The sequence below is a fragment of the Streptomyces sp. G5(2025) genome, assembly GCF_049542075.1.
In the GTDB taxonomy this organism is placed as follows: Bacteria; Actinomycetota; Actinomycetes; order Streptomycetales; family Streptomycetaceae; genus Streptomyces.
Genome location: NZ_JBMUZT010000002.1, coordinates 25,627 through 43,581 on the forward strand (window position 1 = coordinate 25,627; position 17,955 = coordinate 43,581).

The following is a 17,955-nucleotide window of genomic DNA, read 5'->3' on the forward strand; positions in this document are numbered from 1 at the left end:
TGTGTCACTAGGTGTGATGGGGGGCCGAGGTGCTGGTGAATACGGCGTAGCGCACCTCGCAGGTGCGGCTGCCCGACTCGTCGCCGAACCACAGTTGGTGCGGGCCTGGGAGCATCTCGCTGATCTCCAGCAGTGCGTCCGCGGGCACGCCCGCCGCCATCCGGGCGAGTTGCCCCACGAGCAGCGGGCTGTCCATGTCGCAGTAGACGGGCTTGGGTTCGCCGGGGCAGCGGACGTAGATGTGGCGTGGCAGGCGGAGCCGCTCGCGCAGTGCCTGCAGGCGGACGAAGGCATCCGGCTCCTCGGCGACGGTGGCCGCGGCAACGGTGGCCGGGTCCAGTCGCCACAGTTCGCGCTGGAGTACGACGTCGCCGACGTGGACCCGCGGCACGTGCGTACGACCGGAGCCGTGGACGGCGCTCGCGTCGGTGGTCGTGGGAAAGCCGAACGGTGCGAAGGGGTTGTGCCGCAGCATCGGCCAGGCCAGCGGCGGGAGGACGAGCCGCAGCCGGGTGCCGTCCGGAGCGGTCAGCCGTAGTCGGCCGTCGGTCAGCTCCACCGAGAGCTCCGCCAGCCGCAGCCGGTTCGGCGGTGCCGCGCCGGACCGGTCGTGTGCCTCGATGTCCAGGCCGAGCGGGGTGATGCGGGGGAACGTCTTGTTCAGGTGGCACTGCGTCACGTCGGCGATCACCTCATCCGGCTCCACCAGGGCTGCGTACCGCCGCGCCATCTCATGGCGGTAGCCGGGGAAGGCCTCGTCCACGAAGGGAGCGATGGAGCCATGGCTGAGGTGGTCGTCCATCGCGTGCAGGTCCCCGATGACGAGCATCGCCTCACCGCGGGCCAGGTGTTCCGGGCTCTCCGCGGCGATCATCAGGTCGGGGTTGCACACGGCCGGCTCGTCGAGTCCATACCGGTCGAGCAGGGCTGTGACGCGGGCCCGGTCCACTCGGTGTTCCTGGCTCGTGGAGCCGGCAGGGGGCAACAGGGCGCTCTCCAGTTCATCGGCGACGGCGCGTACGTGTGCCTCGCAGTCCCGGTAGTCCCGTTCCAGGGCGTCGAGGTCGGCGACGAAGGCGCTGAGGTAGTCACCGGCCGTTACCCGGGCCCCCGGGCCGAAACGTCGTTCGAACCACCGGGTCAGCAGTTCGCGCTCCAGGCTCAGGCGTCGGCGCGGCCGCAGCAGGAACAGGTCATAGAGCAGGCCCAGGTCGCCGCTCATGCGGCTGACCAGCGGCTGCCCCAGCACCAGGTCGCCTGCGACACCCACGCAGTGCTCGTGGAACACGCTGTTGTCGCTGTAGAAGCCGTGCCGGGGGCGGTGCGACTGCTCCCCGGTGATCTCGGTGAACAGCTGCTTGAGGGCGTCCAGTGCCCGCGGCCGTGCGTCGGGGCCGGCCGCCTGCAGGTCGGCGACGGCCTGGGCGAGGCGGGCGCACTGCCGCACGGCGGGGTGGTCACCGCCCAGGGGCGCCAGTCGCGTGCGCAGCGCCCCTAGGGCGTCCTCCACTCCGTACGGCAGGTCCGGACCGTCGACCAGGGCACCCGCCTCCCGCAAGGTGGTGATGTGCCGTTCGACCACGTGGCCCGGCCGCCCCGTCAGCGAGGCGAGTTGCCCGATGCTCCGGTCCCCGTCACACAGGGCGAACAGCCGGGCCGGCTCGGGGTCGAGGACTATCGGCGGCACTGGGCGGACCGCCTCACGCACCGCGGTGCTCATGCACCGCTGGTCGAGGCGTACCAGGTGCACGGTGTCCCCCCTCATCTGGGCTCCAGGGGCCCGGCGGGGCCGCGCGAGCAACCGCACATCCTCGTGATCGCGGCCGAGGGCGGCGGCGACAGCCTCCACTGCCCAGCGGGACAGCTCTGTGTGGCGGCGCAGCCGGAACGGCTTCCACTCCACCCCGTCGCGGGTGGCGTCCAGGCGGGCCGGTGCGAGGGGGCCGAAGTGGCTGGTGGTGTCGTTCTTGGCGCACACGCGCTGCAGGTAACGCACCAAGGTCGTCAGGTTGTTGCGGTCATGTTTGCGCCAGGTCGCGGAGCCCGGGTCGGCCCGCCGTAGCCAGCGCACCAGACGGGAGTGTGCCGACTCGTTGGAAACCAGCAGCATGTCCTGCAGGGAGGGGGTGTTACGGAAAAGGTCCAGGACCTGTGTGGCGCCGTTCACGGCCGCGTGGCTGTGGGCCGCCCGGTAGGCGCGCTCGGCGTCGTCACGACGGCGTAATGCCTGGGCGTACCGGTGATGCGTCTGGGCGAATGGCGGGGACAGGGGTTCCTCTCGCGGCGGGTAGGGGCGGCCCCGGCGCAGTGCGCGCAGCAGGGAGCGATCCGCGGCACCGGCCGCCTGCCCGCGCAGTTCCTCCGCCTCCCGGGCGAAGGCGTCGACCTCGCTCCGCGCGGCCAGGAGGTGGCGTGCGAGGTCGACGCAGCCGGAGCCGTCCAGCGCCTGTAGCCAAGAGAAGGGGTAGCCCGCCATCCGCAGGACGGCTACAGAAGCCGGTTGCCAGGTCAGGGTGGGATGCCCGGTCGTGGGCCGGGCGGCGGTGTCGGGAAGGCTGGCAGTCATGGGGCTCCTCAAATGCCGCAGGTGAGTGCGCTACCGGTGTCAGGACACTGATTCGTGCTTGACCGTCTGTTCCGACAACACGACGCGACGGGGATCGCGCCCGGCCCACCGAGCCAGGGGGCCGACCGGCGCCGCGCTGAGCAGGAACAGCACCCCCAGCAACACCCAGCCGGTCTCCCGCAGCCCGCTGACCAGCGCGGTGACCAGGGCAGGCCCCAGTGCGGTGGTGCCGGACTCGGTGGCCGCCGTCAGTCCCTGGTATTGCCCCTCGGCTTCCTTGACCATGAAGCCCAGGGAAAGCCCCCACCGGGAGGAGACGAAGTACAGCTCGCCGATGATGTGGGCTCCCATTCCCGTCAGAATGATCAGAGTGGCAAGCAGCGGGTGGTGCGCCCAGGCCGCCATGGCAAAGATCACGCAGCAGGCGGCGAGGGCCAGGGCGGAGATGCGGCTGGCGCGCACGGAGCGCGGGATGTTCACCGCCTGCCTGGTGACGCGCACCTGGAACAGGGCGATCGCGAGAGAGCTCACCGCGACGGCCAAGCCGACCGTCCACAGCGGGGCGCTGGTCCCTTCCATGATCCACAACGGCAGTCCGCTGGACAGCAGCGCCCAGCACAGCGCCAGCAGCGATGTGACGCTCATCAGCGAGAGGTAGGGCAGGTCGCGCAGCACCGCGGTGCCCGAGTGCTGCCGTTCGACGGGGGTGGGCGCCACCGAGGGCAGCGTCAGCATCAGCACGGCGGTGACGAGGAACGTGGACGCGTTGACCAGGATCGACGCGATGAACACCCAGTGGCGGCCGTCCGCCAGTACCAGCATGGCGACACCAGCACCCGCGGCATAGGCGATGTGCTGTACGACGCGCCCCTGCGCCAGGACACGCAGCCTGTCATCCTTGTCCAGCAGCTGGTAGACCAGGCTGACCCGCACGCCGACGCCGGAGCTCTGCACCGCGGAGTAGCAGCACGACACGATGAGCAAAGACCAGAAGTCCCCCGCGAAGATGTAGGCGACCGAGGCCAGCCCGCGCAGCGCGATGACGACGACGAGGACCTCCCGCGGGCCATACCGGTCGGCTGCGGTGCCGACAGGCACGGCGGCGAGGAAGCCCGCCACACCGCCGATACCGATGGCCAAACCCATACTTTCGGCGGGGATGTCCTGCACCCGGGTGAAGAAGATCGCCCAGATGCTGAACCACAGGCCGTCTCCGAAGCCGTTGACGCCCTGTCCGGCCAGTAGCCGCAGGACGATGCCGCGCTTGCTCATCGGTGCTCCATGTCCTTCGTCCCGGTCCTCACGCCGCCACGGCGACGTTCTGCGCGGCTCCGTGCCGCTCCACGCTGATCACCCCGTCCTGGCCGTCGTCGAAGTACCGCGCCAGGCAGCCGGCCGGCGCGTCACCGATGACGAACGGTCCCAGCACGGGCGCCACGCGGGACGTGTACACCTCACCGTTCTGGGCCAGGGTGGACACCGGGTACCGCAGGGACTCCACCCGCTGCTGAGCGATGCTGTCCTGGCGGACCACGGCCTCGCGCACGGCCTGCGCCCAGGAGGCGGCGTCGCTGTCGCGGCCCATGATCACCTGCTCCCCCTTCATGCCGGTGGCGCCCTTGAGCAGGAACTCCTCGGGCCGTGCGAGCAGCAGGTCCGCCAGCGGCCATGTCCTGCCCTCGTAGACCACGTCGCGGTCACCGGTGACGCGGGTCCAGGGAACGTAGTGGTCCACGAGCCGGCGTTCCTCCTCTGTCAGGGCGGGGTGGCCTTCGGAGGCGATTCCCAGAAGCTTCTTGTTGAACAGCAGGGACGACGTCTCGGAGGCGACCAGCTGGCATCCGGCCTTGATGACCTCGCCCACCGGCGAGAAGTCCACGCCGAGTTCGGTCCACTCCTGAACGGTGAAGTGGCGAAGACCGACCGGGTAGCGCAGTCGGCCGCCAGGCCCGATCACGCCTTCCACCAGGTCCTCCGGCTCTAGGAAGACCGCCTCGAAACCCCGCTTGCGCAGGTAGTCCACTTCGACGTCGAAATAGCGGGTGCTGCTGACCCCGCGCACCAGGTCGGCCACACTGCCCTGCAGGACGACCGCGTGCGGCACTCCCTCGGCGCGGCACATACTGTCGAACATGTCGGCGCGCGCCGTGAACGGGCGGTAGGCGAACAGGTGCTGGTCGCTGTAGATCGCGTCCACCCAGGTGTCGGCCAACAGTTGGGTCTGCACCGCGGCGCCCACCCCGCCCCCGGCGTTGTACTCGATGAACTTCACGCCGTCGGCTGTGACGAAGGCATCCGGCCGAGCGATGCACGCGGCGTAGCGCCACTCCCACGCCTCGTCGGAGGTGAACAGGGGGCATTCGGCGGGGTCTACGCCGAGTACCGCGAGCCGTTCGGCACGGTCGCCGCCGAGGTGATACGCCACTTTCGTCAGCACCCGCAGCACCCGGGCGGCCGCCGTATGCAGCTCCTCGTAGACCGGACGGTGCAGCAATACCGGCTGCAGGGGGACGGCCCTGGGCGGGAAGGGCACGTCGCGCATTCCGTGGAGCAGCTGTTCACGGACCCCTTCCGCGGAGGAGGCAACGAGGTGGGTTCCGGTCGGCCGCAACGATGTTCGGGGCATACGGGGCTTCCCTCTCCTGGGCGCGAGTAATCAGACGGCGGTGTCCTGAGGGCGTCGACCCCAGGCCTGGAAGAGCAGCGGATGGACGACCACGGTGCCGGGTTCCGCCAGGTGGTGCCGGAGCTCGGCGACGCAACGGTCGAGTTCGCCGGATGTGATCAGTCCACGGTCCACGAGGGAGTTCCGGCACAGCTCGGCCCGCTCCACCAGCAGCGTCTGGTAGGGGTGGTCGGGCTGGAACACCCGGGCTGAGGCGTCCACCTGCACGTCCACGAGGCCGGCGTCGCGCAGCAGCCGCGGCAGTCGGCGGCCCAGGCGTACGTCCATGCCGTTGAGCCGCCACAGTTCGGAGATGACCTCGACCAGCCGTTCCCACGCCGGGTGCGGCGGATCGCACAGCCGGGTGACCCAGTCGACGTCCTGCACGGCGACGATCCCGCCGGGCCGTGTCAGCGCGACCATCTCTTGGAGGACGGCGTCGGAGTGGGGCACGTTCATCAGCACCAGCCGGGTGTGCACGAAGTCGAAGGTGGCCGGCCGCTCCCCGCTCTTCGCGGCGTCGCCGTGCACCAGCCGGACGTTGTCCAGGCCGCGGTCGGCGGTCTCCAGCCGGGCACGCTCCACCATCTCCGCCTGTACGTCGAGCCCGACGACCTCCCCGTCCGCTCCGACGCGCTCGGCGAGCAGGTCGACGATGCCCAGCGGTCCGCAGCCGACGTCGAGGGCTCGGGCGCCGGAGCCGGGGCCACACCGCTCCAGCAGTCGCTCCGCCTCCGGGCGGAACAACTCGCCCTGGAAGAGCATGCGGTCCAGCTCGCTGGTGGCGGCACCCATGAGGTACCTGTCTGCCACGGTCACGGGGCGACTCCTTGGAGTGAGGGTTCGGGGGACGGTCCGGCCGGCGCCGGAACGGGCAGGGAACGCAGCCGGTCCCGCAACCGCAGCAAGTCGTCGCGCAGCCAGGTCAGGTCGGTCGCGGACCACTGGCCGGGCGCGTCCGGCCAGTGGCGGCGCAGCGCGGCCAGCGCTGGCTCCTCCAGCCGGACAGTGCCGTCGGAGTCGACGGCGGCACCGTCGAGCCGACCGCGTTCGGTGTTCCAGGCGATCGCCTCGCTGCGTGTCACCCCGGGCGGCAGCCGCAGGTCGACGCGCCGGTGTCGCACCGTCACGGGATAGCCGCCGGGCAGACCTGCGGGTGCCGGCAGATGGCCGTGGTGGGTGGGGCCGGCGCCCACCAGGGCGGCCAGCGGCGCGGCGGCCGCCGCGGCGCCGACCTCGTTGAGGTGAGCGCGATCGCGGCGACGGAGCGACGCGAGGTGACGGGTGAGGTCGGTGCCCTCGCCGTCCAGCCACGCCCGCGCTTCATCGGCGGGAGACGCCGGCGTGTGCAGGTGGGCGTGGTGGGCCAGCAGTTGGAGGGGACGCTGGCCAACGAGGTCCAGTCGGGCCGCGAGCACCGCGGCAAGGGTCGCCACGTTACCCAGTCCACAGGTCACCGGGGTGCCAAGGGCGGCGAGCACGGGATTGACGGCGTCCGGGAAGCAAGCGTTGACCAGCATGGTGTCGGGTGTGACCCGTCGGCAGGCCTGGCCGTAGCGCAGCACGTGGGTGGCTTGCAGCGGCAGTGTCAGACCGAAGCCGGCCTCCGCCAGCAGGGCGGTCCAGGCGGACGGAGCGGTCGTGCGCTCGGCCGGGCTGTGTTCGGAGGTGCAGACGACCAGGGCGTCGGCTCGCACCTTGGCCAATAGCCGATCCAGCTCGCCGGGGTGGCCGATGTTCACCCTGTGGGCCGTGCAGGTAGGGGGCGCGCCGGTCAGTGCCGCGTGGTCGCGGCCCAGTTCGGCGAGGTCCGCGGCGCGTCGCGCGTCCGAGCTGAGGACGTGCAGGGACAGCGGTTGGGGGTGCCGCGCCAGCGCCCGAACCAGTGCTCCGGCGAAGGCCCCGGTGCCCGCGACGGCGATGCTCGGCTGAGTCATGCGCACCCCCGGCTCAGGACGTCGAGGTCAAGGAGGCGCGGTTCGGGCAGCCCGGGGCAGCGCGCGCTGAGATCCAGACGCGGCGGCCGCTGAGCGTCGGTGAAGTACGTGGGTACCAGTTGCCGGCCGCCCGGGCCGTTCTCCCAGCACAGCAGCGGATTGGCCACCAGCAGGTCCCGTACCCGCGGAGTGTCCCGACGGATGTACAGGCGGATCTGCTTGTCCGCGAAGTGGTTGGGAGGCAGCACCACGCGAGGGGAGAACTTGCGCTTCCACTGGAAGATGCCCTTGCTGATGAACGCCTCCGTACCGAAGAAGTCCACCTGGGGGACCCCGCGTTCGCGTGCCCACCGCAGCAGCAGGTGGTAGACGGCCTTGAACGCCCCGTCCGCGTAGTGCCGTTCGTCGCCGCCCAGGACACCGAGCAGCCGAGTGGTCAACGTGCGGCGGTCCGCGGACCAGTGGCACAGCACGCCGGCCACCCGCTGCCCGTCGGCGGCGGTGACGAACAGCAGGGTGCCGTGCGGGAGGATGGCGTGCCTCGCTGCCGCGGCGCTCTCGCTGCGGCTCCGGTCGCCGTGCCGCCGCTGCATGGTCGGCCGGTGCATTCGCCAGTAGAAGAAGGCGAGGGCTTCCGGTGACGGGTCCTCCTCCAGATGCCAGTGGTGCGCACGCTGGTTGCGGTTGAACTCCCAGCGTTCACGCTTGGAGATCTGTCCCTGCAGCTCCTCGGCGTCGGCAGGCACGTCGACGACCAGGTGGACGCGGAAGGGAGCGGTGACTGCCGCGGCGCCCGGCAGCCGACCTATGCGGTTGCTGTCGGCGCCGACCACCATGAGGTCGGCCTGCGGCCAGCTGCCGGCCGCCAGCCGCTCCCATGGGACGCGCTCTCGCCTGCGCTCTGGTTCTGCGGCGGGTGCGCTTGTGCCGCCGAGCCGGGACCGTTGGTGCTCCAGGAGTTGAAGGATGTTGGCCTCCCCCTGTGGAAGGCCGAGATAGGCGATGACGGGTTCCCCCGGCGGGCCGTGGGAGATGGTTGCTGTGACCGATCGGCCGGTGGTGTCGACCAGCCGGCGCGCGGTGCGCCACACGGTGTGCGGGCTGTTGTTCCAGGCGTAGGCCAGCCGCGAGCGGACCACCGCGAGAGGGCGGGCCCGGCCGCCGGGCGGCGTCGGAGGCGTCACGGCGGCGTGCCATGCCGAGGGGAGGGCAGTCACAGGTGTCCCCCTGAGGGAAGGAACGGACGAGGATCAGGAGGCGGCGGCTGTCCGTACCAGGGCGCGCAGGTCGTCGAGCGAGTCGATCGGCCTCACGTCATCGGGCCGGGCGGGCAGGAAGTCACCGGCGCTGTACGAACCGGAGGCGTGCACCAGGACGTCGGGGGCGGTGAGCAGCCCCCGGTCGATGGCGTTGAGTACGCCGGTGAGCGCCATGACGAGGGACCATTCGCGCAGGTTGCGGAGGTCGACGGGAAGTTGCACGCCGTGTGGCGCGAGCATCTCGCGGATTGCCGCGTAGCGCTGCAGGCACTCCGTCAGCGACACGACGATGCCACCGCCGCCCTGTCGGCGGATGATCTCGTTCATCCGAGTCGAGGTGGCCGGCGTCCGGGTGTAAAACGTTGGGTCCAGCTGTTCGTCGGGAGAGTAGGCGGCGGAGGGGAAGTGCGGGTCCTCGTCCTGGACCACGAGTCCCTCCCGGGCGGTCCAGCGGGGCCGGTAGTCGAAGCGGTCGTGGTAGAGGCCGGCGACCATGTCCGGGGTGCCGAGATGCTGGACGAGGAAGTAGCCGGCGCCCTCGGCGGGCCATTCGTGTCCGGTGTGCCACTGCTGCCCGTGGAAGTGGCCGAGCAGCCCGTACGCGCTGGAGACCGCGTGGGCGTGAATGCGCGGCCGGGTCGGCAGGACGTCTCGCTCGAACAGGGCGCGTACCGCGTCGGCGACCATGTAGTTGCCCAGGTCGAGGGTGTGCCACAGCCTCACCCCGTGGGCGGCGAGCAAGGTGTTGGCCTCCTCGTCGACGACCGCCCGTGCGAGTTGCTTGACTTGGCCGGGGGCCCCGGTGCGCAGCACCGCCACCGGGTTGGCGCGACGCAGGTCCTCCTCGTGAGCCAGCGGCGAGTCCCAGACTTTGGCGACGGAGGCGGCGGGCACCACGGCAACGATGCGCAGCTCCTCCGGGGAGGCCAGACCCGTCTCGTGCGCCCGCAGCACGGCATCGCGCAACGCGGTGGCCTTGTTGGCGCTGGACGGCGTGATGATCATGATCGGCTCGCCCGTGCGCCTGATGTGGGCGACAGCACGGGCGACGATGACCAGGGACGCGAAGGTCTTGGTCGTGCGGGTACGCGGGTTGTGCATCAGGTTCAACAGGCTGATGTCGGTCGCCGCCCACTGTCCGAGCTGATGGGCGCTCATGGTGGAGGGGGCGAAGAAGTCCTCGAGCGCGGGGCTGGGATCGGGCAGTTCCCAGCGGGGCGCGAACCCCGGGGCGGTCGAGCCGGCGGCGGCTGCCGCGAGGATCTGCCTCAGCTCCCGGTCGTAGCGGGTGAGCACGGCCGGGCAGACGGCTTCGTTTGCGGGCGCGGGGGCCGGGGCCTTGGCGGGACGCGTCGTGGTGGTCATCGGGCGGCTCCTTGCAGCACGTCTCCGCGGGTCAGTTCCGTGATCGGGGCCTCGGCCGGGTCCTCCCCGACGCTGACGGGTCGGTTGCGCTGGTCGACGAAGACGATGTGCGGGCGGGCGGACCGCGCCTCGGCCTCGCTCACCATCTGGTAGCCGATGATGATGACGAGATCGCCGGGAGCAATCAGCCGGGCCGCTGCGCCGTTGATGCCGATGACCCCGCTGTCGCGCTCGCCCTCGATGACGTAGGTGGTCAGCCGGTTGCCGTTGTTGATGTCGACGATGTCGACCTGCTGGCCGGGAAGCAGGTCGGCGGCTTCCATCAGCGTCTTGTCGATGGTCACCGACCCGACGTAGTGCAGGTCGGCCTGGGTGACGGTGGCACGGTGGATCTTGCTGTGGAGCATGGTCCGAAACATGGTGGCCTCTGCAGGAGTCGTCAGTCGGCGATCTGGATGCGGCGCAGGTGTCGGCTGCGGTCGCTGAAGGCGTTGCGTGCGTGCAGGAGGCGCCAGTTGTCCCACACGAGCATGTCCCGCTCTCGGTACTCCACGGCGACGTGGTCACGTTCAAAGGTCTTGTGCCAACGGGTTTGCAGCTCCGCGGCCAGATCCTCGTCGTCACGTATGAGGTTGTTGCAACTGAACCTGACGATGGTGCCCTTGGGGTGGTCCTCCAGAATCGGGTGTCGCGTGTGCAGGTCGAGTCCGAGCCGCTGCACGCCCTCGGTGGTCTTCCACTGGTAGTCCGTCGTCAGGAAGTGCTGCCTCTCCTGGTCGGACAGCCCCTCCACCAAGGGGCGGGTGTCCATGAGCGTCGTCTCGCCGCCCGGGCCGCTGGCAGGTGTGACGCACCACAGCGCGATGTATCGGGGCGGGGTGATCGCGAAGTCGTAGCCCTCGGAGTGCGGGGTGAGTGGGCGCGTGTTACCGGCGTGGTACACGTCGTCCATGCCCGGTTCGGGACGTACGTCTCCCACCACGGCGCCCGTGTAGTTGGGGACGAACTCGCCGAGCCCCCGGCAGAAGCGCACGGGCTCGAACTCCTCGGTCACGTTGCACAGGACCACGTACCCGTGCTCGTCCATGAGTTGCTGGAATGTGCGCTGAAGCAGGTCCTCCTGCAGCGGCTGACCGTTGAAGTCGAGCTGCGACAGGATACTGATGGGAGAATGCGCCATAAACTCCTCCGTGCCATAGGTAGGGGTGGGTTTTGATGGCCTGTCGGCGCCTGACTTCTGCGAGAGCGCCGCGCCTGGGGCCCGACTGAGGCCTCTCCGAGTACTGCGCGCCATGCCACCGGTGGTTCTGTGGTGTCCAGGCAGGGGTTATGGCCTGCACGGCATCGATTCGAATAGGCACCGGAAGCGCCGGCGCCTGCTCTCAACGGGACGAAACCTTGTCAGAACTCTCCCAAGGCTGAATAGCCCGCCTCTCCAGTAACTCGTGTCCCTAACGGCCTAGTTCAGGCCGAAGCCACAGATGTCCTTGAGGGCCGTCGGCCGGGCCGTAGGGCCAGTTCGGGCAGGGGGACACTGATGTCTGCGCCGCCTGCGACAGCCTCAAGGTCGTCCGGAACCAGGTGTTGCAGATGAGCCACTCCGGTGAAGGATGTTGCGGGCGGGAGGCGGCGCCCTCAACGCGCACGAAGGGTCGGCTTACGACTCCCCTGGCCGGCGGCGGCCGGACGCGCCCGTCCGGGGGCAGGTTGCTGGCGAACGGACATGCTCGCCAGCAACGACACGGAGGGATGCCGCCCCCTTGTTCCTCCTGGGCTCCTGCCCGGCAAGAGAACGTGCCGCCCCGGGAAGCGTCCGTGCCGCCCCGAAGGCATGGAGGGCGGGGTGATTCACTTACGCGCCGCAGGGCTGACGCGAGCCCCGCTGGTCCGCGTCCGTGCACCCTCCGCGATCCGGGGTGCCGCGTCCGCACCCGGCCGCGTTAACTCTGCTTGTTCGACAGGCTTTGGAACGCGAGGCTTATCCCGGTGATGCGGCCTTTACGGGCCCTGGCCAGCGCCTAGGGGCGTGGTGACAGCCTGCTTCGTCCGCCGCCTGGGCATCCGCGAACTGCGCAACCTGACGCGGCGCGGCACCCACGCACGCATCGCAACGCTCCTGGCCGGCCGGGAGCGGCACCGGACCGACCTGGGGGCCACCACGGGAACCACCATGGAGGTCGGCCGCCCGGACACCCAGATCATCCTTGTCGAAACCGGCGGCGCCCTGACCCAGTTCGCTTCCGATCGCCATGCCCGGCATGTCCTCCACGAACAAGCCCGCTACCGAGAACTCGCAGCCGAGTACTCCGACCCCTGCTTAAAGCCATCGCGGCAGGCTGACCTGCGTGAATAACTCTACTGTCGTGTCAGACCTCACCGCGGCACCCGTGTCATCGGTCCGGGCGACCGACCGTGTCTCCTACCAGAGGGCGCCAGTTCCCGGTCACCGGCGGGCGCAGCCGCCGACCCCCGTTGTCCACGATGGCAGGCACCAGGACACGGTGGCCTCCGCTGGCACCTCGGCGCGGAGGAGCACCACCCCGACCGTGCACGCATCGATGAAACCCGTCAGACCCACCTGTCGATGCTGCGGGCAGCCGTTGTGGTATACGACTGCGTCGCCGTGCCCGGTCACGGCGGCGATGGCCTCGGTCATGGCGGCCATATGCCCCCGCAGCCTCCCACCGGGTCTGAGCAAGGTTCCGTCCACGCCGAACGGGACAAACGACGTTGATCGGTACCCTATGGTCGGCACAACCTCGCCGCTCCCTCAGCCGCGGGCCGCGGCGATCTCCGCCGCCCGGAATCCGGCCGCGGTGGCGTCGAGAGCGGTCTCGATGTCGTCATGGGTCATCGCGGCATTGATGTACCAGTGGTGGTTGGGGTGAAACAAAGTCCCACAACGCGTGGTTTCGGCGTAGAAAGCGTCCTGAATCCGGTGTTGCGTATCGTCGTCGGTGTAGCGAAAACGCATGAAGGGCATCTGCGGGACACCCAGTACGTGGGCGTCCAACCCGGACCGGTCAATCTGCTCGGCCAGGCCGCGCTGCAGGAGCGCACCGAGTTCCTCAATATGTTGCAACGCGTCGGAATCACGAAGCTGGGTGATCGTCGCGACGGCGCCGGCCATTTCCGCACCGTTCACGTGGAAGGTCGACCCGATGTGGACTTCGCCGACGGCTCGCATGACCTCCTCGCGCCCCACCACCGCCGAGATGGGGTAGCCGTTGGCCATCGCCTTGCTGAAGGTCACGATGTCCGCCTGCACCTCGTACCGCTCCTGCGCACCGCCCAGGGCGACCCGGAAACCGGATCGCATCTCGTCGAGCACGAACAAGGCGCCGTGTTGCCGAGCCAGCTCAGCCGCGGCGGCCAGAAAGCCATCAGCCGGGGGCTCCTCCTCGAACGGCATCATCAGCAGGCACGCCACCTCGCCGGGATAGCGGCGGAACTCCTGCTCCAGGCTGGTCAGGTCGTTGTACCTGAACGTGCTGACCGTCTGCTGAGCGGTCTGGGGCACACCCGCCGGGCGGTTGGCGCACCAGTCGTGCCAGCCGTTGTACCCCCAGCGGATCACCCGCTCGCGCCCGGTGTGTGCCCGGCTCAACCGCACCGCCGCACTCGTCGCATCCGACCCGCTCTTGAGCAGGAACACCCGATCGGCGTGCGGCACCACCGAGATGAGCAACTCGGCGAGTTCCACCTGAACTTTCTTTCGGAGGGTGATGGCGAACCCGTCGCGGATTTCGCGGATGACCGCTTCGGACACCACCGGATCGGCGTGGCCAAGGATGACGGTGCCGTAGGCCAGAATGAAATCCACATAGCGATTTCCGTCAACGTCCCACACGTACGCACCAGTTGCCCGCTCCCCGTACAGCGGGTACGCGCCGTCCACCAGGCGGTCGCGGGCCAGCACATAGCCGGAGTAGGCCTGGGTGGCGTCGACACGCGTCGCCCTTTCCAGCAACCGTCGGGATTCGCTCAAGTCCAGGGGCAGATTTCGCTTGACCATCGCGTCTCCTCGGTGGGGGGCGTTGTGCTTAACATCTCCTCGTTCCTGTACAGAGTCTGATGGGGTGTCGGCTGGCCGCGCACCTGCAGGGCGTTAACCTGCCATCTGTTGGCGTGAACCCGCCACCACAGCCGACGGGAGCTCAGGCGAACCTACGCTCGGCCCCATATGTAGGATCCACGCGGGTCTCCGCAGGTGTGCCACGGCGCCGGGGCGACCGTGGCTCGCCCACACCCGGCCGGGACGGAGCTGACAATGACCGCTACCCATCCGGACCGAGCCAGCGGCAGGGACCCGGAAATCATCGCGATACTCGGCGCATTCGTGCTCAACGGCGCGCTGCTTGGCTCGTGGGCCCCTCGGGTACCGGCGCTGGCCGCACAGATCGGTGCGCAGGAGGGGGCCCTGGGGCTGTCCCTGCTCGGTGCCAGCGTAGGTATGATCGTCGCTTCGATTGTCGCCGGTCGGCTGTGCGCGGCCTTCGGCGCGCGCGTCGTGATGACGGTGTCCGGCGTTGCCGGTTCCGCGTTGCTTCCGGCGCTGGGGCTGGCGAGATCGCCCGCGACGCTCGGCCTGCTGTTGGTCGCACTCGGCGCCATGGTCGGCGGGATGGACGTGGCAATGAACGTGTCCGGCGTGACCGCGACTCGGCGGACCGGTCGGGCGATCATGCCGCTGTTCCACGCGGCCTTCAGTTTCGGCACGCTGGCCGGTTCGGTCAGCGCTGCGGTCGCAGCCGGACAAGGGCTGGCACCCAGCCGTCACTTCATCATCGTCGCGGTGATCTGCGGCGGCGTCACCGTCGGCATCGCCCGCTGGATTCCCGTCGAGGAACGACTGAGGGTGCCCACAGAGGGCGGGCGCGCCGGGCGGGCGCCGTTCAGGCGACCTGCGCTGTGGCTGCTTGGCGGCGTAGCACTGTGTGCCTCGATAGCCGAAGGAGCGACCGCGGACTGGTCGGCGCTGTTCGGTGTGCAGGAACGTGGTCTCAGCGAGGCCACCGGCGCCCTGATCTACTCGTGCTTCTCGATCACCATGGCATCCACCCGCTTGTGCGGTGAGGCGATCCAGCGTCGTTGGGGCGCACCGCGGATGCTCATCGGCGGTGCGGCGATCGGCGGGCTCGGGCTGGTCACCGCGGTTATCGCGCCGTCACCGGCGCTCACCTTCGTCGGCTTCGCTGTCGCTGGTGTGGGTTTGGCGTACGCCTCCCCTGTGGTCATGGAGTTGAGCGGTTCGGCCGGGCGACGGGCCGATGGGGGCGGTGGTGAGCGCGAGGTGGCGTTTGCCACAACCATCGCCTACAGCGGGTTCTTGCTCGGCCCTCCGATGGTGGGCGGGGTCGCCGAGCTGACCAGCCTGCCGGTCGCGCTCAGCGCTGTCGCGGCGCTCGTGTTGTTGATCGGCCCGCTGACCTTGGCCGCAGGTGCTTTCCGGCGCCGGGAGTTGTCGTCGGCCGAGGAATCAGTGCCACATCCGGCCCGGGCCACAGCGAGCCGGCACAAGATGGACTGATCCCGCCCGCCGCGGTCGGGCGCAGAGTTCGTCAGGATGTGCAAGCGTCAAGTTGTCCTGCCTTCCAGGCATGGGTCTGAGCTGGCCCTTCGTATGATCAGCGGGTTCAAGGCCTGCGTATGGCTGTGAACTTGTCGCCATTGGATGGCTCAAAGAACGTGGGCGCCTGGAGCCCCGCGACGACTCGACCGCTTATTGGGATACGCGACTCGCTCGCCGTGCAGAACAACGTCGGCGAGGCCGTCTGCGGGAGGAGACCGACCGGGAGGTTCTCTGCCGTAATGAAGGTGAAAGCGGCCAGCATCAGGGCCAAGAGCACAGCCAGCCTCCGCCATGCAGCTGGTGGCCCCATGATCGCGCGGCCTCTTCCTGCCCTCGCCCGTTGCTCCTGCTCCGTGGCACCGCCCATGGAGGTACCTCACCGGGCCCACTGGGCCCATCGCAACCGGATTCATCCGGCGTGCCGGGGTGAGCTCGAAGCAGCAAGCGTGGCCCGTCGGGATGGCGACACGCGGCGACAGCTGGATCGATCAGGAGTCATCTCGTGCGAAAAGTCGCATCAGCTTCGACAGCCCAGGACACATGTGGCCAACTGTCGCTGATGTCCTGGTGACATCGATTCCTCATGCCGTTTGTCAAGACGTTCTGGTTGGGTGCGTGGGGGGCAGTCGGCCGATGGCTCGCACCTCTCGATCTTTGTAGCGACCGACCGGCGTTGCAGCCAGTCGGCAATGAACTCCATCTCGACCAGCGTGCCAACCAGACCGGTCTCTTGGAGCGCACTGGCCATCACCCGTGCCTGGCCCAAGGACAGGCGGAGCATCTCGCGCAGGACTCGCAGGACGGGGACGAGGCTCGACTCGTCGTCCGCGAGGCGAAGCCGTACGGGCCCATGCTCTGCCAGCAGGGCATTCCTGATCTCTTCCGGAGTCGCTCCGCCTGTGTCCTGCTCGCACCACCCGTTGGGGCAGGTAGTGCAGGCACCATCGGTGCCCCACCACAACTGCCCCTGGTCGATGTACTGGCCGACGTCGCGTATCAGCACGCCACCGCAGGCGTCGCACTGCGCCGGGACCTTTACTCCTTGAGTGATCAACGGGCTCCTCACCGTGGGATGCCAGCAAGCGGATACTCCCGCAAGCCTGCCTGTCAGTCGACCGTGTTACCGCTGACCCGGCAGATCGGCGGCAGGACTGAGGCGTCACGCTGCAAGCGCCGCCGGCGGCAGGGGCTCATAGGGCCGTCCGTCACGTAGCAAGGGTCCAGAGGACGTTGACGCGACGACGGGCCGGGGCGAGGACGCCTGGGTGTGGCGCTTGCCCTCGGCTCGCTTGCGGTCGTAAAACCGTCGGAAGTCCTCGCAGCTTCGGATGCTGAACAGCGCCGAGGTGTAAAAGGCGGCCAGGAACTCGGTGCCGAGGATGATGCCGACGCCGAGCATGCTCGTGATTGACGTCGAAGTGGTGGTGCTCGCGAAACCGGGCCTCGATGAGCTTGTCGAGCTCGGCGACCTGCTGGTTGAGAGCCATCACTTCCTTCGCCAGCGTGTGCACCATCTGGGCGGTCAGGTTCTCGCCTGGGAGGCTGGTGTGCTGGCGTTCGGCGGCCCGGACGGCCGTCGCGGCGAGCTGGTCGGCGTTGCGAACCCTGCGGTTGCGGAGCCAGGTTTCCAGGCTTGGCGCCGAGGCGACGCAGAGCAGCCGGCGTCTGGTAGCGGGTCAGCGGGGTGAGAGGGCCGGTGTCGGTGAGGTCCAGGGCGGACGGCTCGTACGATGTCGATGTTTGTCGGGTGCCTGCAGAAGTCGACCATCGCGCGCTCGACCGGATGCAGAGGTTGCTTCCCCTCCACGGAATGGACCTGTGCGTTGTGCACCACGAGCAGCCCCCGCTGGTGCAGCGCGGTGACCGCGCTGTCCACCACATGATGGACCCCGCCCGCCAGGAACGCGACGTCATACACGTCCAGGGGTCTCGTCTCGCCCGAGCCCCTGACGATCCACCGGAACACCCACCGCATACCAGCCCCCAGTCACGTGTCACCTGGCAGTGCAGCCTTCCCTATCCCTCAAAGTCTGATGGCACGCGCTCAATTTTGCGTGGCACAGGACAACCGGCTACAGGCCCGGTGGCAACCGGCTCAGAAATTCAAACACGTGCTCTACTGGCGGCATGGTGCACAACAACTACTCCCCCGCTCCTCTGTCCACTACCAACTGCGCCGCCTGAAGCAGGCCGCCGCACTTGTGCGCGCGGACAGCGGCAGCTGGAGGGACTACCGGCTCGCGCGATGCCCGACATTCGCCGTATCGATGTGCTCCGCTTCCGGGAACGGATCCAGGAGCGGGACCCGGCACGCACCCGCAGGTGGATCGCGGATGAGGAACGGCGAGAGGCGGAACGGATCCGCGGGCAGCAGGCCCGGCCTCCGGCCCCGGACTGGCTGATCGAGCTGGGCATCGGCCAGGGGAAGCCTCAGGTGTGCGTGCATGTCGGCGGATGTCGCATGGCCGGGACCCGCAGCCGCAGTGCCGGCCCGGCCCAAGCGCACCAGGCCCTGCACGAGGGCGTCGCCGCTTGCATCCACTGCCGGTCCGACACCGAGTTCGGCGTATTGGACTGAGGAACCCGGCTCA

At 69.2% G+C, this 17,955-nt stretch carries 14 protein-coding genes and 2 pseudogenes; 3 read left to right on the forward strand and 13 right to left on the reverse strand.

Translation table 11 applies throughout. The features are described from left to right. Positions 1–7: 7 nt before the first annotated feature. The 9 genes from ACOBQB_RS00495 to ACOBQB_RS00535 all read right to left on the reverse strand — a co-directional run bounded on the left by ACOBQB_RS00495 (position 8) and on the right by ACOBQB_RS00535 (position 10,972). Positions 8–2,566 (reverse strand): lantibiotic dehydratase, encoded by a 2,559-nt coding sequence (locus tag ACOBQB_RS00495; protein ID WP_423587905.1) that lies wholly within the window; start codon positions 2,564–2,566, stop codon positions 8–10. Positions 2,567–2,605: 39 nt separating this feature from the next. Next, the gene (locus ACOBQB_RS00500; protein ID WP_423587906.1) at positions 2,606–3,838 is read right to left on the reverse strand and encodes an MFS transporter; all 1,233 of its coding nucleotides are present in this window, start codon (positions 3,836–3,838) and stop codon (positions 2,606–2,608) included. 28 nt (positions 3,839–3,866) lie between these two features. Beyond that, the gene (locus ACOBQB_RS00505) at positions 3,867–5,108 is read right to left on the reverse strand and encodes a hypothetical protein (protein WP_423587907.1); all 1,242 of its coding nucleotides are present in this window, start codon (positions 5,106–5,108) and stop codon (positions 3,867–3,869) included. A 114-nt stretch (positions 5,109–5,222) separates the two neighbouring features. Further along, on the reverse strand, positions 5,223–6,050 hold the full coding sequence (locus ACOBQB_RS00510) for a class I SAM-dependent methyltransferase (protein ID WP_423587908.1): 828 nt from the start codon (positions 6,048–6,050) through the stop codon (positions 5,223–5,225). Further along, positions 6,047–7,168, reverse strand: a complete 1,122-nt coding sequence (locus ACOBQB_RS00515; protein WP_423587909.1) for a hypothetical protein — start codon at positions 7,166–7,168, stop codon at positions 6,047–6,049. The genes ACOBQB_RS00510 and ACOBQB_RS00515 overlap by 4 nt, the downstream gene beginning before the upstream one ends. Beyond that, complete coding sequence (locus ACOBQB_RS00520) at positions 7,165–8,385, reverse strand: GNAT family N-acetyltransferase (protein ID WP_423587910.1); 1,221 nt, start codon at positions 8,383–8,385, stop codon at positions 7,165–7,167. Before ACOBQB_RS00520 ends, ACOBQB_RS00515 begins: the two co-directional genes overlap by 4 nt. Before the next feature lie 33 nt (positions 8,386–8,418). Then, positions 8,419–9,792, reverse strand: coding sequence for a DUF6002 family protein (locus tag ACOBQB_RS00525; protein ID WP_423587911.1), 1,374 nt, complete (start codon positions 9,790–9,792; stop codon positions 8,419–8,421). Further along, the gene (gene panD, locus ACOBQB_RS00530) at positions 9,789–10,211 is read right to left on the reverse strand and encodes an aspartate 1-decarboxylase (RefSeq protein ID WP_423587912.1); all 423 of its coding nucleotides are present in this window, start codon (positions 10,209–10,211) and stop codon (positions 9,789–9,791) included. The genes ACOBQB_RS00525 and panD overlap by 4 nt, the downstream gene beginning before the upstream one ends. A gap of 20 nt (positions 10,212–10,231) precedes the next feature. Beyond that, positions 10,232–10,972 carry a TauD/TfdA dioxygenase family protein gene (locus ACOBQB_RS00535; RefSeq protein ID WP_423587913.1) on the reverse strand — a complete coding sequence of 247 codons (741 nt, stop codon included), beginning with the start codon at positions 10,970–10,972 and terminating at the stop codon, positions 10,232–10,234. 846 nt (positions 10,973–11,818) lie between these two features. On the opposite strand from ACOBQB_RS00535, the gene ACOBQB_RS00540 reads away from it, so the two are divergent. Then, positions 11,819–12,145 carry a hypothetical protein gene (locus ACOBQB_RS00540; RefSeq protein ID WP_423587914.1) on the forward strand — a complete coding sequence of 109 codons (327 nt, stop codon included), beginning with the start codon at positions 11,819–11,821 and terminating at the stop codon, positions 12,143–12,145. A gap of 90 nt (positions 12,146–12,235) precedes the next feature. Here ACOBQB_RS00540 and ACOBQB_RS00545 read toward each other — a convergent pair whose 3' ends face one another. Further along, a complete protein-coding gene (locus ACOBQB_RS00545) occupies positions 12,236–12,448 on the reverse strand; it encodes a hypothetical protein (protein WP_423587915.1) in 213 nt (70 codons plus the stop codon). Between the two features lie 114 nt (positions 12,449–12,562). Beyond that, entirely contained in the window at positions 12,563–13,807 is a 1,245-nt protein-coding gene (locus ACOBQB_RS00550) for an aspartate aminotransferase family protein (RefSeq protein ID WP_423587916.1), read from the reverse strand. A gap of 255 nt (positions 13,808–14,062) precedes the next feature. Here ACOBQB_RS00550 and ACOBQB_RS00555 point away from each other — a divergent pair, with 255 nt between their 5' ends. Continuing rightward, positions 14,063–15,322: an MFS transporter gene (locus ACOBQB_RS00555; protein ID WP_423587917.1), complete on the forward strand. Its 1,260-nt coding sequence runs from the start codon at positions 14,063–14,065 to the stop codon at positions 15,320–15,322. Positions 15,323–16,523: 1,201 nt separating this feature from the next. Here the strand turns inward: ACOBQB_RS00555 and ACOBQB_RS00560 are convergent. Both ACOBQB_RS00560 and ACOBQB_RS00565 read right to left on the reverse strand, forming a co-directional pair. Beyond that, a pseudogene (locus ACOBQB_RS00560) lies at positions 16,524–17,080 on the reverse strand (IS110 family transposase); the annotation flags it as partial. Between the two features lie 52 nt (positions 17,081–17,132). Further along, positions 17,133–17,339 (reverse strand): annotated as a pseudogene (locus ACOBQB_RS00565) (TIGR04222 domain-containing membrane protein); the annotation flags it as partial. A gap of 270 nt (positions 17,340–17,609) precedes the next feature. Here ACOBQB_RS00565 and ACOBQB_RS00570 point away from each other — a divergent pair. Further along, positions 17,610–17,942, forward strand: a complete 333-nt coding sequence (locus tag ACOBQB_RS00570) for a DUF6233 domain-containing protein (protein WP_423587918.1) — start codon at positions 17,610–17,612, stop codon at positions 17,940–17,942. The last annotated feature ends 13 nt before the right edge of the window (positions 17,943–17,955 follow it).

What these genes read in the sequence shown, in the direction of transcription:
- ACOBQB_RS00495 (WP_423587905.1), bottom strand. Translation starts at nt 2,566, where the DNA reads ATGACTGCCAGCCTTCCCGACACCGCCGCCCGGCCCACGACCGGGCAT.
- ACOBQB_RS00500 (WP_423587906.1), bottom strand. Translation starts at nt 3,838, where the DNA reads ATGAGCAAGCGCGGCATCGTCCTGCGGCTACTGGCCGGACAGGGCGTC.
- ACOBQB_RS00505 (WP_423587907.1), bottom strand. Translation starts at nt 5,108, where the DNA reads ATGCGCGACGTGCCCTTCCCGCCCAGGGCCGTCCCCCTGCAGCCGGTA.
- ACOBQB_RS00515 (WP_423587909.1), bottom strand. Translation starts at nt 7,168, where the DNA reads ATGACTCAGCCGAGCATCGCCGTCGCGGGCACCGGGGCCTTCGCCGGA.
- ACOBQB_RS00525 (WP_423587911.1), bottom strand. Translation starts at nt 9,792, where the DNA reads ATGACCACCACGACGCGTCCCGCCAAGGCCCCGGCCCCCGCGCCCGCA.
- panD (WP_423587912.1), bottom strand. Translation starts at nt 10,211, where the DNA reads ATGTTTCGGACCATGCTCCACAGCAAGATCCACCGTGCCACCGTCACC.
- ACOBQB_RS00535 (WP_423587913.1), bottom strand. Translation starts at nt 10,972, where the DNA reads ATGGCGCATTCTCCCATCAGTATCCTGTCGCAGCTCGACTTCAACGGT.
- ACOBQB_RS00545 (WP_423587915.1), bottom strand. Translation starts at nt 12,448, where the DNA reads ATGACCGAGGCCATCGCCGCCGTGACCGGGCACGGCGACGCAGTCGTA.
- ACOBQB_RS00550 (WP_423587916.1), bottom strand. Translation starts at nt 13,807, where the DNA reads ATGGTCAAGCGAAATCTGCCCCTGGACTTGAGCGAATCCCGACGGTTG.
- ACOBQB_RS00555 (WP_423587917.1), top strand. Translation starts at nt 14,063, where the DNA reads ATGACCGCTACCCATCCGGACCGAGCCAGCGGCAGGGACCCGGAAATC.
- ACOBQB_RS00570 (WP_423587918.1), top strand. Translation starts at nt 17,610, where the DNA reads ATGCCCGACATTCGCCGTATCGATGTGCTCCGCTTCCGGGAACGGATC.